Source organism: Paraburkholderia sp. BL9I2N2 (genome assembly GCF_004339745.1).
Classification (GTDB): domain Bacteria; phylum Pseudomonadota; class Gammaproteobacteria; order Burkholderiales; family Burkholderiaceae; genus Paraburkholderia.
Genome location: NZ_SMGP01000004.1, coordinates 68499 through 84408, shown reverse-complemented (window position 1 = coordinate 84408; position 15910 = coordinate 68499). Strand labels below are relative to the sequence as shown.

Below are 15910 nucleotides of genomic sequence, written 5' to 3'. Positions count from 1 at the left end.
TCATCCTGCTCACTATCATGAAGACAAGGTAGTGTCCCGAAGTGAACCCCAGCTCGGTGAGCGTTCAATGCTCCAGCCGCTGGTATGTCATTGCCTAGGCATCGCGTGCATCCCCGCACAGCGGGACTGATTCGTACCGCGCCCGATAGTAGGTACTTCTGGAGCCGGTGCCAACATCATTGCTGACGCAATCCAATGACTGTCCGGGAGCGCATTTGCGGCCCGACCTGCGGACTCGAACAACATGCCTCCATTTCCCCTTATGTCGCGCCGAGGCTTCTTTCGCTCGGCCGTCGCTCTGGTTCCGGCAGGAACGCTCGCCGCGTGCGATCTGAAGTCGTCCGGCACGTCCGCGCCAGATTCGAACGCGAACGCGGACCGCGCGTCCGGCGCGGACTACAAGCCGCATTTCTTCGACGCGAAGGAATGGGCGTTCATTCACGCCGCGGTCGACCGTCTGATTCCGCCGGACAGCGAAGGCCCCGGCGCCGTCGAAGCGGGCGTGCCCGAATTCATCGACCGGCAGATGGAGACCCCGTACGCGCATGGCGCGCTCTGGTACATGCAGGCTCCGTTCACGCAGGGCGCGCCCGAACTCGGCTATCAGTTGAAGCTGGTGCCGCGCGATCTGTACCGCCTCGGCATCGCGGCGGTCAACGCGTACTGCCTGAAGACCAACGCACACCCCTTCGACGCGCTCGACGCCGCCACGCGCGACACCGTGCTCGGCGCGCTCGAGAAAGGCAAGGTCGATCTCGCGGACGTGCCGGCCGAGGTGTTCTTCGGACAACTGCTGCAGAACACCCGCGAAGGCTACTTCTGCGATCCGGTCCACGGCGGCAATCGCGACATGGGCGGCTGGAAGATGATCGGCTTTCCCGGCGCGCGCGCCGATTTCATGGACTTCGTCAATCAGAACGGCGCGGCCTATCCGTATGGCCCCGTGTCGATCGAAGGAAAGCGCACCTGATGTCTACCCAAACCAAACCGCACGTCGACGCGGTGATCGTCGGCTTCGGCTGGACCGGTGCGATTCTCGCGAAGGAACTCACCGAAGCAGGCCTCAAGGTCGTCGCGCTCGAACGCGGCGAATATCGCGACACCTATCCGGACGGCGCGTATCCGAACACCATCGACGAGCTGACCTATAACGTGCGCAAGAAGCTGTTCCTCGATCTCTCGAAGACCACCGTCTCGATCCGCCATGCGCCGAACGATACCGCCTTGCCGTATCGCCAGTTGGCCGCGTTTCTGCCGGGCGAAGGCGTCGGCGGCGCGGGCCTGCACTGGTCGGGCGTGCACTTCCGCATCACGCCGGAAGAGCTGCGCCTGAAGAGCCACTACGAGGAACGCTACGGCAGGCGCTTCATTCCCGAAGGCATGACGATCCAGGACTACGGCGTCAGCTACGACGAACTCGAACCGCATTTCGACTTCGCCGAGAAGGTGTTCGGCACCTCGGGCCAGGCGTACAAGGTCAACGGCAAGGTGGTCGGCGACGGCAACGTGTTCGAAGCGCCGCGCAGCGACAACTTCCCGCTCGCCGCCCAACTGAACACATATTCGGCCGAGCGTTTCGGCAAGGCCGCGCGTGAACTCGGGCTGAACCCGTACCGTCTGCCCTCGGCGAATACGTCGGGGCCGTACACGAACCCGTACGGCGTGCAGATGGGTCCGTGCAACTTCTGCGGCTTCTGCAGCGGCTACGCGTGCTACATGTATTCGAAGGCGTCGCCGAACCTGAACATTCTGCCCGCGCTCAAGCAGTCGCCGGGCTTCGAACTGCGCTCGCGCTGCCACGTACTGCGCGTCGAACTCGACGACACAAAAAAACGCGCCAGGGGCGTGACGTATGTCGATCCGGCCGGCAACGAAGTGTTCCAGCCGGCCGATCTGGTGATCGTCGCGGCGTTCCAGTATCACAACGTCCATCTGCTTCTGCTGTCGGGCATCGGCAAGCCGTACGACCCGGTCTCGGGCGAAGGCGTGGTCGGCCGCAATTTCGCGTACCAGAACCTCTCGACCATCACCGCGTTCTTCGACCGGGACACCTTCACCAATCCGTTCATCGGCGCGGGCGGCAACGGCGTCGCGGTCGACGACTTCAACGCCGACAACTTCGATCACGGCCCGCTCGGCTTCGTCGGCGGTTCGCCGTTGTGGGTGAACCAGGCGGGCACCAAGCCGGTCAGCGGCATCGCCACGCCCGCCGGCACGCCGAACTGGGGCGCCGACTGGAAGAAGTCGGTGAAGGACCACTACGCGCACACCATTTCGATGGACGCGCACGGCAGCAACATGTCGTACCGCGACGTGTTCCTCGACCTCGATCCGACCTACCGCGATTCGTACGGCCAGCCGCTGTTGCGCATGACCTTCGACTGGAAGGACAACGACATCAGGATGGCGCGCTACGTGACCGGCCAGATGCAGAAGATCGCGCAGCAGATGGGTCCGAAGTCGATCAACGTCTATACGCGCGAATTCGGCGCGCACTTCGACTCGCGCCGCTATCAGACCACGCACCTGGTGGGCGGCGCGGTGATGGGCACCGATCCGAAGACGAGCGTGCTGAACCGTTACCTGCAAAGCTGGGACGTGCACAACGTGTTCGTGATGGGCGCGTCGGCGTTTCCGCAGGGCATCGGCTACAACCCGACCGGCCTCGTCGCGGCGCTGGCCTACTGGTCGGCGCGGGCGATCCGCACGCAGTATCTGAAGAACCCCGGGCCGCTGGTGAGCGTATGACGAAGACGACCGATATCCAGCGCCTCATGCGGGCGATGAAACGCGTGGGCGCGGCGGCTGTGCTGGGCATGACCACACTGGCGGCGCACGCGGCAGCGCCACAGAACCAGAACGACGCGGCACTGATCGCGCACGGCCAATATCTCGCGCGGGCCGGCGACTGCATCGCGTGTCACTCCGCTCCTGCCGGCAAGCCCTTCGCGGGCGGCCTGAAGTTCGACACGCCGATCGGCGCGATCTACTCGACCAATATCACGCCGGACCGCAACACCGGGATCGGCGCGTGGACCTTCGCGCAGTTCGATCGCGCGGTGCGCGCCGGCGTGAAGCCGAACGGCGATACGCTGTATCCGGCCATGCCGTTCCCGTCGTATGCACGCCTGAGCGAAGACGACATGCACGCGCTGTATGCGTACTTCACGCAAGGCGTCGCACCGGTGAACCAGACGAACCGTCCGGTCGATATCGTCTGGCCGCTGTCGATGCGCTGGCCGCTCGGTATCTGGCGTCACCTGTTCGCGCCCGGACCGGTTTCGTTCGACGCGAAGCATTACGCCGATCCGGTTATCGCGCGTGGCGCCTATCTCGTGCAAGGGCTCGGCCATTGCGGTGCGTGCCACACGCCGCGCGCGGCGACGATGCAGGAACGCGCATTGAGCGACCTCGACGGCCCGGCGTTTCTCGCGGGCGGCGCGACGATCGACGGCTGGATTCCGTCGAGCCTGCGCGGCAATCCGCGCACCGGCATCGGTGCGTGGAGCGAAGCCGATCTCGTGCAATTCCTGAAGACCGGACGCACGCAACACAGTGCGGCCTTCGGCGGCATGACGGACGTCGTGCAGCACAGCATGCAGCACATGAGCGACGCCGACCTCACTGCGATTGCGCGTTATCTGAAGACGCTGCCGTCGACGGATCCGAAGGAAACGCCCTACGCGTACGACGACATGGCCGCGCGCGCGCTGCGCACGGGCGACGCCACCGCGCCGGGCGCGGCCGTGTATCGCGACAACTGCACGGCCTGCCACCGCAGCGACGGTCGCGGCTACAACCGCGTGTTTCCGGCGCTGGGCGGCAATCCGGTCGTGCAGGGCAAGGATGCGACCTCGCTGATTCACGTGCTGCTCACCGGCAGCACGCTCGAAGGCACGAAGACCGCGCCCTCCGCGTTCACGATGCCCGCCTTCGGCTGGCGCCTGAACGATCAGGAAGTCGCGGATGTGACCAACTTCGTGCGCAACAGTTGGGGCAACGCGGCGCCGATGGTCAGCGCGACGGATGTGGCGAAAGTCCGCAAGACCGTCACGGTGCACGCGCCGGAGATGCCGCCGGGCGCCGCCTTGAGTCATTGATCGCACGCGGCCTTGAGTGGCGTGCCCCCGCTTCGGGACGCGTCGCGAGGCACGCGCTGTCGATGGGTTTTGTCGCCGTGCCACGCTATTACGCACTGGCCATGTAATCCCGCGAACCAATCCTTCATTTGGTGATGCCGTACGATCTGCCTCGCTACACCGTGAAGCAACATCGGCATGCGCGTTCCCATCGCGATTCCGGCAATGTCTAGTTGAGACAAACCATTGCCGATCCTGTGCCCCCTGCGGTGATGAATCGCCCGTATGATCGGCCGCCCGAAAGAAATCTCATCTGCGACTTTGAGGCCTTCTTTAAGCTCCTCAAGTCGCGCTCACTTTCCGGTGCAAACCGAAGAAGGGACCTTTAAAAAATCCCTTCACGTGTAGCTCCAGCCCGTCGCGAGAGCTACCTCCCGTATTAATCCGCGGCAGGGAAGTCAAGCGTAGTGTCGTTGATACGGTTGAACAGGTTGGTGAAAGCAATGCTTGCCACCGCCATTGTGACGTCGACAATTTGCGTATCGGTGACACCTGCCTCTTTGACTGCCGCCACCACATCGGCAGGAACCGTGCCGCTGGTGGTGATCAGATGTAACGTAAACCTGGCCAACGCATCATTGCGCGCATCGCCCGACGGCTGCGCCTGACGCAACGCCAGAATGTCTTCGCGGCCCAGACCTATTCTTTTTCCCATCAGTGTGTGTGCGGCCACACAGTAGTCGCAGCCGGTCGTCTGGCTGACGACCAGTTTGACGACTTCGATATCGGTAGCGCTCAAGCTGCTTTTCTTGAGCGAGGCTTCCAGGTTCAATACGGCTTCCAGCGCAACCGGACTATTGCCGCCAATTCCAATATATGAATTGGGAACCTTTAACCCAGCGGCAAACCAAGAATTGGATACGTCTTATTACAGGCCGTCGTAGACCATCTTCGTAAATTGACTGCCGTTGAACACAAAATTCCCCCATTTGGCGTCGAAGGCCGCCGTCGGCTTGGCGGCAATAATTTCTTCCAATGATTTACCTTGCGATTTCAAGGTTGCAACGTTGTTGCGTACCGTGACCAACATGTCGCGGAATTCGATTAGTTGGGCGCGTGTACCCACTGCGCCGTGGCCGGGAACGACGATGGTGTGGTCTGTCGCAAATGCCACAGCCTTGTTGGCCCATTGGATCGCACCGTCGATGTTGCCGCCGTCTTCATTGTCGATATACGGATAGATTCCGTTCCAGAAGGTGTCTCCCAGCGCTAGTACGTCAGCGTTTTCGAAGTACACCCATAGATCGCCATCGGTATGGCCATGACCGAAGTTTTCCACTTCGATGTTCGTTCCCGCGAAGGTGAAGGTCTTTTCATCATTGACGATTAGCGTCGGGCGCGCGCCTGCCGGCACCGGATCGAAGGTCCAATTCCAGGCATCGACATGCGTCGTCTCGGTCAGATGCCTCAAGGTATTCTTGTGTGCAACGATGGTGGCGCCAGCTGCATGCATCCACGCATTGCCATCGGTATGGTCCCAATGCCAATGCGTGTTCACCACGTATTTCAGCGGCGCGGGACTGGTCTTGTCGAGCGCGGCTTGCAGTTTTTCTTGCGATTTGCTGATGCCCGCGTCAACCAGAAACTTGCCTTCCTTGCCCGACAGGACGGTAATGTTGCCGCCCGAACCCATTAGGACGGTGATATTTCCGCGCAGGGGTTCCACGACGATATCCCCATCGGCGCGGCGTAAATACCGGGCGCCCGCACCGGTATGAAAATAGTCGTCTGGCGCGGCGTCCTTTCTTGACGAAGACTGACTGCCGGTTTCGGCGAAGGCTACCGTAGAGGTCAACGGTAAACCGGCAGCAATGACGATCGCTACACACAACAGTTTGGAAAGTGCGCCTGATCTTTCTGCTAACTTGAAAAACGTATTCATGGTTCTTCGCCTTCGTTGAGCAGACTCAATCGTCTGCATGTGTGTCGAGTATGGGGATAGCCGGTTTCGCGATAACTGTGAACTGCCCGACTTCATTGAAGGCAGAGCCTGCGGCATTGCTGCCGATGCGCCGCCAACCAGCTGCCGATCAATAGGGCCGAAAAAAAGGCACCGGCAACGCAAACTCCTGACCAGCCCGCCTTGTAATAAGCCACGCTAGCCGCACTTGAACCGATTGCGCCGCCAAAGAAATAACAGGTCAGATAAATGGTCGTGATTCGGCTCCGCGCGTCTGGAGCGAGTGCATAGATCACACCCTGGTTGGAGATGTGCAAGCCCTGTACGCCCACGTCCAAAAGCAGAACGCCAACGATCAATGACGTCAGCGAGTGCGCACCAAGGTAAATGAACACGAACGACGCCAGAATCGCGCTGCTGAAAAGTCCGGTCGCACGATGTCCATGCCCGCGATCTGCCATACGCCCCGCCGAGCCGGCCGCGAGCGCACCAGCGGCACCGGCCAGACCAAACACTCCGATCTTCGCCTCGGAGTAGTGGTAGGGAGCGGCATTGAGAAGAAATGTCAGTGCGGTCCAGAAGATACTGAAGCAGGCATAGCCCAGAGCGCCATACAGTGAGCGCAGGCCGATCGTTGGGTGTTGATCCAGCAGTGTCAGCAGAGACCGCAGCAACTGACGATAGCGCCAGGCTTGATCACTTCTTCGGTCTTGCGGCAATGCTCGCAAAAGGCACAAGGTGAGAAGCAGGATCAAAAATGCGGCGACACCATAAACGATGCGCCAGCCCGCCAATTGCGCGATGGTTCCGGAGACTGTTCGCGCCAGCAGGATGCCGAGAAGCAAACCGCTCATCACGGTGCCGACTACGCGCCCACGCTCGTCGTCTGATGCGAGCGAAGCGGCGAACGGAACTTGCAACTGTGCAGCGCACGAGGTGGCACCGAGTAGCATGCTTGCCGCGGCAAACAGCTTGAAGTCAGGGCTCAGAGCTACTGCGAGCAACGCGAGCACCGTGAGCAGAAGCAAGGATACGATGAGTGTGCGCCGATTCAATACGTCGCCGAGTGGCACGATCAATAGCAAGCCACACGCGTAGCCGAGCTGGGTGAGCGTAACCAGGAAGCCAACCCGGGCCGGACTATAGCCGAAGGTACTCGCAATAGCGGCCAATAGCGGCTGTGCATAGTAGATGTTCGCGACAATGACGCCGGAAGCAAGCGCAAACAGTAGCGTCAGCCGTCTCGTCAGATCAGGTGTTCGGGCAGACATGAATGTCCTTGTCACGAGTGGGGGCCGCGTCAGGTGTGGTCGGAAAACCGTCGATCAGCTTTTGCACCGTCATCGCCTCAAGCCAGGGGTTGACGAGATAATGATGGGCGTTGGCTATAGCGTCCAAGATCGGTTTACTATTCGACCAATAAGCATCTCCTATAGTTGAGGCGTCTTGCTACTGCGGCACATTCGCGACTTCCAACACTGTCGCAACGGATCAAGCAGTTGGGATACGCAATGGGTGCGCAACTCCTGGAGCGGTCAGGACGCACAATCCGGCTCACTGATGCAGGCAGAGGTTATGCACGGTACGCCCGCCGTGCACTGCAGGATCCGGATGCCGGAAGGCGGGCCACTCATGAGGTGCAGGGACTGACTCGCGGTGATCTTCGATTGGCGATGACGCCGTCGCTCACCGCCTCTTTGATTGGCCCGTTGGTGGAGAACTTCAACGCGCGCTATTCGAGGATCAATCTCAGCGTTACGGAAATGAACCGGGATCGCGTCGAGACCCTTCTTGCGCAACCCGACGACGCCCGTTATCCATTCGTGAGTTCGAAAAGGAATCGCTCGTGCTGCTGAGCAGCGATTCTTCGACACGTGAACATATAGACCGCTATTGCCAGGCGCAACGCGTCAAACCCCAAATTGCGATCAAGGCGAATTCGCTCAGCGGGATCATCCAGCAACAGTCACCCGCCGCCGACGTCTCCTTTTTCGCGGCGGTTAGCGCTTCGTATCGTCTTGCCTGGAACCCAGGGCCGCAGCAATGCGGTTTTGTGCAGCGACGAGTTGGTCATCGGTAGTCGCCACCAGCCATAGACGTGCGTGCCCCGCAATCTGGCGGTTGTGGTCCTTCAACGGGCCCATCGCGGCGGCTGCCTTCCAGACCACCGAGCCAATTCGGCTTCGCCTGCCCGATGGCGCGCCTACAAGCAGGCAGTACGGTCCCAGTGGAAGCGATACAAACGGAAGCGCCGGACTGGCGCGCACGCGCCAGTCGATGAAGGGTGTCTCGCTGATAAGCAGCGGCGTGGGCAAGCCGTAAAGCACACTGAAATCGTACAGCGCCAGTTGTTCCGGCATGCCGGCGTAACTACGCCGGATGTCGTCGACAACCGCCGCGCGGATCTCGTCCTCGAACATGGGTTCCTGCGCGTAGCGGGCAAATGCCTCTCGCGCCGCCAATTGATATGCGCTGAACAGGCCGAGTTCAATGCAGTCCTGCACTGCGCGTTGAACCTCCGCTACAGAACCGGCCTCCTCTGGCTTGCCCAACTGCGCAGCCCGCAAAAACCGCGCAAGTCCCGCCTCCTGGATCGCAGGCCCATCCACAGATACATCGTCTTGAGCGTCCTTACCAAGGGGCACGTAGGTGTATTTCTCGGCTGCGAAATGCGATTTCTTGCCTTCATCAAACTTGATCTCGCCATCGACGCAGTCCAAATAGCGAGTCCCGATTCGACCATGCTCCCAAACCCAATTTTTCAGGAGTGGACGTAGTGGATGCAGTCTGTCGTGATCGGTCATTGAAACCTCCAGGTGCCCCAGTATAGTTCCAAGTTGCGGATTGTTCCGCGGACGACATGGCGATCGTTCAAACCGTTGGATCGGCCCTCTCCAATCAAGCTAGGCAGAGCCCTGCTGGCTCAGCAGCGACCGGCCCGACAGATCAACATCGACCCACGACGGTCCATCAGGTATATGTAAAGCGGCCATTCAATGCTGCCGTTTCTATCTTGAACACCGCTTGGCGCTCAGATTGGGCGTTATCGCGCAAATGCCTGTTTCTTAGAATGGGATTGACTGCATGCGAAACCAACGGTATTTTTTCTGACGGGGCATCACGCCCCCTGCGCCGCCTCACAGTTCATTTCGGTTCCGTGCCGGCTGTGAAGGCTCGTCGGCACGGATACTCGGACCGAAGCCATGCGTATCTACTTCCAGAACGCGTCTATCCCGACGCGGGCCGCCAATCGACTCAAATATCGCCTTTCTCTAAAGGAATCCCAGGCGCGCCAGGTGACCTCCGAAGTCTTCGGCTATAGAGACTGGACCGACCTCCACAGCGAGCTGGGCAGCAAAGCAGCTTCCGCGCTCGACGAGGCGTGTGACAGCGCGACGCTAACCGAGAGACGCGTCTATCAGGTGTCGCAATTGCTCGCATCGTCAGTTGATCTTCAGGGCGAATCCGCGGACGACTTTGTTCGATGGTGGCAACCATCGGCCGCGCACGCGCACGAAGAAGGTCGCAACGCGCCAGAAACGCCGTTTGCCGGTTCGAAGGAAGATCTGAGTTTTCAAGAGGCGCTTAGCACGTTGGCTCACGCCGGGCAGCATTCCGTTGGCCACTTCGAGCAAGCGCTCGTGACCGGCATACACAGAACGGAAAACGAAAGCTCGCTGAGGTTTGTAGAAACGATTGCTGATGAGTTGCTAAGCGGCAACCGAAACCGGGAACCCGAAGTGGCTCGTCACCTCCTTGAGGCTTTGGCCTCGCGAGGACTGCCCCGGTCGATACTTAACCTGGCGACGAGTTTGACGCTTGGCGATGGTGGACCCAAAGACGAAAAGAGAGCCGCGGACTTGCTTGAGCAGTTGGCCGGATCTGCTTCAACCCCCGATGATCTGAAGCGGATTGCCGAATCGCGCCTAGGCACCGCCTAAGCATTTGGCGCTCCGCAGAAACCCAGTGCGTCAATAGCTCTGCATTTGTGGGAGTGAGCGTCGGAGACGGGCGACGTCCCCGCTGCATTCAACGCCAGACCGTATCGCGACGCGCGGTGAAAAAGAGGGATCAACCAGCGGATCCGGCGAAAGCTGCTCGTACCTATCGGCTCGTAGCGGTCAACCAGAAAACCATTCGTGCGATCGCGGGCCGTCGAACGATCGCAAGGGAGCGGGCATTGTCGATTGGGCGCTCCGGGACATGCCGGGACGACACTCGAATGAAGCGGCGGGCCGCCGATATGGCTGCATTACTCATACGCCTGCATTGCCCGCGCCTGCGTCGTATCCTTGAAGACGTTCGCGACAGAACATGCGGAGACGAGGATGAAGACCGACAACGTATTGGAAGGAGGCTGCGCATGCGGCGCCATCCGCTATCAGGTCACCGTTGTACCGACCGACGCCGGCTTTTGCCACTGCCGCTTGTGCCAGAAGACCACCGGCGCAGCGGTGACCGCATCCGCGTCGGTGCCGATTGGCGAGTTCAAGTACGTCCGGGGTGAGCCGCGGGTGTATAAGTCGAGCATCTGGGGCGAACGGCGCTTCTGCGGTCATTGCGGTACGCAACTCGAGTATCGCGAGTCGGCGGCGCCGCAAACGGTCGAAATCAACTACGCGACGCTCGACGATCCCACAAGAGTCCGTCCGTCATGGCACGTGTGGTGCGCGAGCATGTTTCCTGGCCTCTCGTTGAGCGACGACTTGCCGAAGTATCAGGACGGCGCGTAGCCCGCTTCGCGGACTCTCGAAAGTCCGTTCGGTCCAGACGGCTCGGGCGGTTCACGACGCCTGCGGCTCACACGTGCTGCATCAATGCGGCCGTCAGAAAGATCAGCGATGCGGCAAGGCTCGACACGCTGCGCACTGCATGAAGTCTGCCCCACTTCTCGAGCAACGCCCTCGTTTCAGCCGATGGGAGATCACGCCCTTGCGCTAATAACTGCGCGTTGGTGGGCTTAATGATGATCAAGGTGAACGGTACGACACTGCCTATGAGTAGCGCACCGACTAGCCATATTGCGGTTCCCCCGAGCCACCATGCCACGATACCGGCAATGCAACTCAAAACGGCCAACGGTGCTTGCATGATCGTCGCCCGACGGTAGCTCGGCGCCCAGACCGTCGCAGCCGTCCTGGTGTCGCATTGCATCCGGGCTGGATGTTCGACGAGACTGATGTAGATCGCCGCCCCAGAAAAAACGGTACATCCCAGCGTGGCGATGAATTGCGCAACTCCCAGCATGCAAGCCTCCCTAGAGGGCGATGGCCGATGAACATCCTGATTGATGCATACCTCAGGCCTTTCCAAAGACCCGCAACGTGTGGCCGCCTGCCTCCGGTCGCAGATGCATGGCCTGATAGGTTCGCGGCACCCCGATTTGGTCGGGTCGAAAAATGCATAACCTATTGGTTATCGTTACCATGAAAAACATTAACTATCGTAAATTTCAAGCTGATCCTACTCTCTAGTCACCCCTCACGTCGTGCCTCGCTTGCAGCGCTCGAGCCGCCGGCAGCGTGACCGGGGCGAGGTCGAAGGAGAGGGTCATGAACACCGCCGAGAAGTCCCTGCATTACGTGGTCGAAAAGTGGCTTGCACCCGTTCCGCCGGTGCGGATCCGCGTGGTTCAGTTCGGTCGTATGCGTGCTGACGGCGGCCGCTACGTGCATGTCGAGGCGTCGGCTCCGGCCGGCTCGCGTGCAATCTTTTTCTTTCGGCACGATGACGGCCGCTGGTGCGTATTTCCTCCCCGGATCGCGCAACCGTCGATGACCGGTTATCTGCTTGCGGCTTGAACTGCGTCGCGTGTCCGGCAAAGCAACGGACAAAAAACGAAACGGCATCGCCATGCAGTCCGCCCAGATGCAATGCAGCGAATCCGAGTTATTCGCTTCGTGAAAAATGTCGACGGTCAGCGGCCCGGTCTTAGCGGGAGATCAATTGCGACTTCACCGCGCGTCGCGCCAGGTTTTCTCGGATAATGACGCCCAGTCAGGGATGAGCGTTGATGCGCCCAAGTCCCATAGCTATGGGAGGTCACTATGCATCTCGCCGGCACCATACTTCCGATCTTTGCCATCATTCTAACGGGATGGTTTGCCGGCGCCTCCGGCTACATGCCGCGCGCGCTGGCCGCACCGCTGATGCGCTTTGCCTACTACGTGGCGATGCCCTCCCTGGTCTTCCTGACGATCGCCGATCAGTCGCTTCACTCGCTCCTTGACTGGCGCTTTCTTGCTGCGTTCGGCGGCGGTTCCATGATTTGCTTTGTGGCTGTGATGATGTTTGTACGAATCGCGTGGGGCGCAGGCGTCGGAAAGAGCGGAATATTGGCTGCTGCCGTGTCGATGACAAACACCGGATTCGTTGCGCTCCCTATATTGAAGTCGCTTTTTGGCCCACCGGGCGTGCTCGCGGCTGCGATTGCAACCGTCTTCGTCGGCGCCATCATGTTTCCGATACTGGTACTGCTGCTCGAGATCGGACGATACGATACATCGCGCAACATACGGACGGCGGCGCTGTTGCGGCAGATCGCCACCAATCCCGTCATCCTTGCCACGATTTTCGGACTGCTTTGGTCGATGCTCGGTTCGGAACTGTCCGGACCGGTCACGTCATTTCTCACGGTGCTCGGAGAAGCGTTGACGCCATGCGCGCTGTTCGCAATTGGACTTGATCTAACAATCGCCGAACTGCGCGAGCGGCTAGGTCTCTATGCGTTGCTGACGGCGCTCAAGCTGGCCATCATGCCGCTCGTGGTCTACGCGCTTTGCCTTGCGGCAGACCTCGACCGGACTGCGACCGTCGCCGCCGTCGTGTGCTCTGCCGTGCCCACCGCCAAGAGCGCGTACGTGCTCGCGGTTGAATACGACGTCGAAAAGGCCGTAGTGGGCGCAGTGATCTCGATGACTACGCTGTTTTCAGTCGTCACGCTGCTCGCCTGGCTTTACGTTTTGTAGCGCGGAGTCGCCATGGTCGCAGAACCTTTCTTCGGACCGTGATAACCGAGATGTCGAACTTCTTCCGGGTCAATAACCGCGTGTGCGGTCGACGATGTTCGTCAGCGGCTCGCCGCGCAGGAATCGCGCGAAGTTGCCCAGCCAGAGTTCAAGCACCCGCAGATTGTAATCGGGCGCATCGCACGAAATGTGCGGCGTGACGACGAGTCCCGGCACGTTCCACGCCGCATGTTCCGTCGGCAAGGGTTCAGGGTCGAACACGTCGAGCAGCGCGCCGCCGCACTCGCCCGAATGCAGCCGCTCGAACAGTGCGGCATAGTCGATCAGCGCTGCGCGCGACAGGTTGACGATGCCCGCACCGGGCCGCATGCGGGCGAGGCGCTCGGCGGAAAGAAGACCGCGCGTCGCGGGCGTAAGCGGCGCGGTGACAACGACGAAGTCGGCTTGAGGCAGCCAGTCGTCGAGTGTGGAGATCGTTGCGAGCACATCGACCGCTTCCGCCGTCGGCGCGGCGCCGCTCCGGTTCAAGGCAACCGCTCGCAGGCCAAGCAAACGTGCCGCGCGGCTCGCCGCCATGCCAAGATCGCCGAAGCCGATTATCAGCGCCGTCTTGCCGCGAATCGATGTGGTCAGCCGCACGTCCCAGCGATGCGCCCGCTGCGCCTGAAACACGGCCGGCAGTTGCGCATTCAGCATCAATAATGCCATCTGCGTGTACTCGAAGGCTTTCTCACTATGAACGCCGCTACTGTTCGTCAGGATCAAGTCGGGACGCAAGCGATCGAGCGGCATCAGATGATCGACGCCAGCGCCCGTCGTGTGAATCCAGCGTAGACGTGGCGCGTCGTTCACCACGTCATGCGGAAATCTCGACGCCAGCAGGAAGTCGACGTCGTCGAGCGGACGCGCGAACCGTTCGCCGTCCCAGCCGAACGTCACATCGATGCGTTGTGCGAGATCGGGATGCCGCACGCAGGCGGCCTGCCACACGGTTTCATGAAGATGGAAAGGTGGCGACTGACGCCGCTGACTTTCGAGGTGCAGCCGGTAACGGCGAGTGGGCTCGGTCATCCGGGCAACATCCTTAGAGAGGAAGTGCAACGAGCGTGTCGTAGCGGCACGAATCCGTGACGACCGTGCGCTCATGCAGCAACGCGCGGCCGCCCGCGAGAACGACCTGATCGACGTAACGCCCCGCGCTAAACACGACCATCCCACCTTCATAGCCGGTTCGCACGACCATGTAGCTGGTTTCGCAACCGATCAGCCCGTCTTCGACGCTGACGACTTCGGTCGGCCCAAGCACGTGACGGTAGACATGCGGCTCGAACACATTGACCGACTGGATCGAACTGACGCGATCCAGCAGCATGCCGCGCGTGTTGCAGAACCAGATACCGAAATCGCGGCCCGCTTCGAAATCGGTGCGCGTGAGAATGCGGTAAGTGCAATCTTCAGTGAAGAACTCCGGCCAGCGGCCGAGATCGCCATTGTCGATCGAACTGCAATAGTGGGTCATCAGGCGTGCGATACACGCGCCCGTCTGGGTGCTGACCTCCAGGTCAGGATAGCGCGCAACACTAGACATCCATCAGCTCTCTATAGAATTTCCAGAAGCCGCGCACCGAGGTTTCGGTTGCGCGGGTCGCCATCGGACCGGTGCCCTTGCCGCCCATCTCGATCACCGCAGCGTCGTCAAGATCGCCGCGAATGCCCTTTTCGACGAACGCGCCGATCGTGCCGTCTTCCATCGACACATAACCCGCGGGGCCGACCAAATTGCTTTGCTTGCGCCGGATGAGCGTTTGCTCCGGCGTGTCTTCCTCGAAACCGAGCACCGTCCAGATCAGTTCGCATCGATCCACGCCAAGCGGCACCACCTGCCGCACGCCTATCGAATTCATGATCTGATGCAGCACGAAGCCGGGGAAAATGCTCTGGATCGCGTTCGTGATCTGGTCGGGATACTCCATCCACTGATCGATCAGCGAAGGATCCTTCAGACCAAAATCGTCGCGCATGGCACGAATCACACCGGAGTCGTATGCCTGATCGCCGATGTCGGTATAGCGCTTCGTAAAGGTGATGTGATGCCGGCTGTCTTCATCCTGCAACGTACCGCCTTCCGCCGACAGCCGGTTGATCTTGAAGGTCGAGAAAAACGCGTGCAGCAGGCTCGGGTGATAGTTGTCGCGGCTATTCTCGACGTAGAGCTTCCAGTTGTTGTGCATCACCTGGCTATAGCGGCCAAGTATCTTTACGCGTCCATATAGCGTGCGCTCCATGTGCCGCACCATCGTTGGCCCGAGATAGTCCTTCAGTGCAGGGGCCTCGTCGGAGAATGAGCCGAACACAAGGCCGCGGATGGTCTCCACGCGCAGCTTCGTCAAACGGAACTTCGACTTGTCGAAATCCTCGGGCATACCACCTTTACCCTGCACGCCCTTCTCGAATGCGACGCTCGTCAGTTCACCGTCGAAGTTATAGACCCAGTTGTGATAGGGGCAAACGAAGTTCGGACGCTTGCGGTGACCCTGCGCTTCATAGCAAAGCACTGAGCCCTTGTGCACGCACTTGTTCACAAGCGCACCAATGGTGCCGTCCTGCTGGTGCACAACAATTACCGAGGTATGACCGACCTTGGTCGTTATGTAGTCACCCGGCTTTGGAATCTCGATGTCGAGGCAGAGGAAACTCCATGTGGGCCCACGAAATACGGCATCCTGCTCGCGCTCGTAGGTCGCCGCATCGGAGAACACACGTAGCGGCACGCGCGTAATGCCCTCTTCCGGCCAGCGGATCCGACTAGCGGGAAATCCAATGGTCGCGACCGTACCGTCGCACTTTTCCGTCATATTGCTGCTCCGTTGATAAAGGCCCGTACTCCGGTGTGGCCACAGCGG

At 60.4% G+C, this 15910-nt stretch carries 16 protein-coding genes and 1 pseudogene; 8 read left to right on the top strand and 9 right to left on the bottom strand.

What is annotated here, in order from left to right; all coding sequences use genetic code 11:
* Positions 1–244 precede the first annotated feature (244 nt).
* From B0G74_RS36610 to B0G74_RS36600, 3 genes are all read left to right on the top strand, one after another.
* Positions 245–970: a gluconate 2-dehydrogenase subunit 3 family protein gene (locus B0G74_RS36610; RefSeq protein WP_132381506.1), complete on the top strand. Its 726-nt coding sequence runs from the start codon at positions 245–247 to the stop codon at positions 968–970.
* Positions 970–2748: a GMC family oxidoreductase gene (locus tag B0G74_RS36605; protein WP_132381504.1), complete on the top strand. Its 1779-nt coding sequence runs from the start codon at positions 970–972 to the stop codon at positions 2746–2748. Before B0G74_RS36610 ends, B0G74_RS36605 begins: the two co-directional genes overlap by 1 nt.
* Positions 2749–2816: 68 nt before the next feature.
* Positions 2817–4100 (top strand): cytochrome c, encoded by a 1284-nt coding sequence (locus B0G74_RS36600; RefSeq protein ID WP_243658553.1) that lies wholly within the window; start codon positions 2817–2819, stop codon positions 4098–4100.
* A 418-nt stretch (positions 4101–4518) separates the two neighbouring features.
* On the opposite strand, the gene B0G74_RS36590 is transcribed toward B0G74_RS36600, so the two are convergent.
* From B0G74_RS36590 to B0G74_RS46005, 4 genes are all read right to left on the bottom strand, one after another.
* Positions 4519–4911: a carboxymuconolactone decarboxylase family protein gene (locus B0G74_RS36590; RefSeq protein ID WP_243658499.1), complete on the bottom strand. Its 393-nt coding sequence runs from the start codon at positions 4909–4911 to the stop codon at positions 4519–4521.
* A 96-nt stretch (positions 4912–5007) separates the two neighbouring features.
* Positions 5008–6021, bottom strand: coding sequence for an MBL fold metallo-hydrolase (locus tag B0G74_RS36585; RefSeq protein ID WP_243658498.1), 1014 nt, complete (start codon positions 6019–6021; stop codon positions 5008–5010).
* Between the two features lie 92 nt (positions 6022–6113).
* Entirely contained in the window at positions 6114–7310 is a 1197-nt protein-coding gene (locus B0G74_RS36580) for an MFS transporter (protein ID WP_132381498.1), read from the bottom strand.
* Complete coding sequence (locus tag B0G74_RS46005; protein WP_165924005.1) at positions 7291–7437, bottom strand: hypothetical protein; 147 nt, start codon at positions 7435–7437, stop codon at positions 7291–7293. Before B0G74_RS46005 ends, B0G74_RS36580 begins: the two co-directional genes overlap by 20 nt.
* A 38-nt stretch (positions 7438–7475) precedes the next feature.
* On the opposite strand from B0G74_RS46005, the pseudogene B0G74_RS47145 reads away from it, so the two are divergent.
* Positions 7476–8135 (top strand): annotated as a pseudogene (locus B0G74_RS47145) (LysR family transcriptional regulator).
* Here the strand turns inward: B0G74_RS47145 and B0G74_RS36565 are convergent.
* The gene (locus B0G74_RS36565; RefSeq protein WP_132381494.1) at positions 8040–8843 is read right to left on the bottom strand and encodes a hypothetical protein; all 804 of its coding nucleotides are present in this window, start codon (positions 8841–8843) and stop codon (positions 8040–8042) included. The pseudogene B0G74_RS47145 and the gene B0G74_RS36565 overlap by 96 nt on opposite strands.
* Positions 8844–9242: 399 nt before the next feature.
* Between B0G74_RS36565 and B0G74_RS36560 the strand changes: the two genes are divergently transcribed.
* On the top strand, positions 9243–9980 hold the full coding sequence (locus tag B0G74_RS36560; RefSeq protein ID WP_132381492.1) for a hypothetical protein: 738 nt from the start codon (positions 9243–9245) through the stop codon (positions 9978–9980).
* Between the two features lie 387 nt (positions 9981–10367).
* Positions 10368–10772, top strand: coding sequence for a GFA family protein (locus B0G74_RS36555; RefSeq protein ID WP_132381490.1), 405 nt, complete (start codon positions 10368–10370; stop codon positions 10770–10772).
* Positions 10773–10839: 67 nt separating this feature from the next.
* On the opposite strand, the gene B0G74_RS36550 is transcribed toward B0G74_RS36555, so the two are convergent.
* Positions 10840–11286, bottom strand: a complete 447-nt coding sequence (locus B0G74_RS36550; RefSeq protein ID WP_132381488.1) for a DUF1772 domain-containing protein — start codon at positions 11284–11286, stop codon at positions 10840–10842.
* A gap of 305 nt (positions 11287–11591) precedes the next feature.
* Here B0G74_RS36550 and B0G74_RS36545 point away from each other — a divergent pair, with 305 nt between their 5' ends.
* Together B0G74_RS36545 and B0G74_RS36540 are read left to right on the top strand one after the other, a co-directional pair.
* The gene (locus B0G74_RS36545) at positions 11592–11840 is read left to right on the top strand and encodes a hypothetical protein (protein WP_132381486.1); all 249 of its coding nucleotides are present in this window, start codon (positions 11592–11594) and stop codon (positions 11838–11840) included.
* 246 nt (positions 11841–12086) lie between these two features.
* Positions 12087–13007 (top strand): AEC family transporter, encoded by a 921-nt coding sequence (locus B0G74_RS36540; RefSeq protein ID WP_132381484.1) that lies wholly within the window; start codon positions 12087–12089, stop codon positions 13005–13007.
* A gap of 69 nt (positions 13008–13076) precedes the next feature.
* On the opposite strand, the gene B0G74_RS36535 is transcribed toward B0G74_RS36540, so the two are convergent.
* From B0G74_RS36535 to B0G74_RS36525, 3 genes are read right to left on the bottom strand one after another with little or no spacing between them, the layout of a single operon-like run.
* A complete protein-coding gene (locus B0G74_RS36535; RefSeq protein ID WP_132381482.1) occupies positions 13077–14078 on the bottom strand; it encodes a D-2-hydroxyacid dehydrogenase in 1002 nt (333 codons plus the stop codon).
* Positions 14079–14091: 13 nt separating this feature from the next.
* Entirely contained in the window at positions 14092–14595 is a 504-nt protein-coding gene (locus B0G74_RS36530) for an aromatic-ring-hydroxylating dioxygenase subunit beta (protein ID WP_132381481.1), read from the bottom strand.
* A complete protein-coding gene (locus B0G74_RS36525; RefSeq protein WP_132381479.1) occupies positions 14588–15862 on the bottom strand; it encodes an aromatic ring-hydroxylating dioxygenase subunit alpha in 1275 nt (424 codons plus the stop codon). Before B0G74_RS36525 ends, B0G74_RS36530 begins: the two co-directional genes overlap by 8 nt.
* Positions 15863–15910 lie beyond the last annotated feature (48 nt).

Coding starts and splice junctions, on each gene's coding strand:
- B0G74_RS36600 (WP_243658553.1), top strand. CDS start 2,817: ATGACCACACTGGCGGCGCACGCGGCAGCGCCACAGAACCAGAACGAC.
- B0G74_RS36560 (WP_132381492.1), top strand. CDS start 9,243: ATGCGTATCTACTTCCAGAACGCGTCTATCCCGACGCGGGCCGCCAAT.
- B0G74_RS36580 (WP_132381498.1), bottom strand. CDS start 7,310: ATGTCTGCCCGAACACCTGATCTGACGAGACGGCTGACGCTACTGTTT.
- B0G74_RS36540 (WP_132381484.1), top strand. CDS start 12,087: ATGCATCTCGCCGGCACCATACTTCCGATCTTTGCCATCATTCTAACG.
- B0G74_RS36585 (WP_243658498.1), bottom strand. CDS start 6,021: ATGAATACGTTTTTCAAGTTAGCAGAAAGATCAGGCGCACTTTCCAAA.
- B0G74_RS36535 (WP_132381482.1), bottom strand. CDS start 14,078: ATGACCGAGCCCACTCGCCGTTACCGGCTGCACCTCGAAAGTCAGCGG.
- B0G74_RS36555 (WP_132381490.1), top strand. CDS start 10,368: ATGAAGACCGACAACGTATTGGAAGGAGGCTGCGCATGCGGCGCCATC.
- B0G74_RS36545 (WP_132381486.1), top strand. CDS start 11,592: ATGAACACCGCCGAGAAGTCCCTGCATTACGTGGTCGAAAAGTGGCTT.
- B0G74_RS36530 (WP_132381481.1), bottom strand. CDS start 14,595: ATGTCTAGTGTTGCGCGCTATCCTGACCTGGAGGTCAGCACCCAGACG.
- B0G74_RS36550 (WP_132381488.1), bottom strand. CDS start 11,286: ATGCTGGGAGTTGCGCAATTCATCGCCACGCTGGGATGTACCGTTTTT.
- B0G74_RS36565 (WP_132381494.1), bottom strand. CDS start 8,843: ATGACCGATCACGACAGACTGCATCCACTACGTCCACTCCTGAAAAAT.
- B0G74_RS36525 (WP_132381479.1), bottom strand. CDS start 15,862: ATGACGGAAAAGTGCGACGGTACGGTCGCGACCATTGGATTTCCCGCT.
- B0G74_RS36605 (WP_132381504.1), top strand. CDS start 970: ATGTCTACCCAAACCAAACCGCACGTCGACGCGGTGATCGTCGGCTTC.
- B0G74_RS36610 (WP_132381506.1), top strand. CDS start 245: ATGCCTCCATTTCCCCTTATGTCGCGCCGAGGCTTCTTTCGCTCGGCC.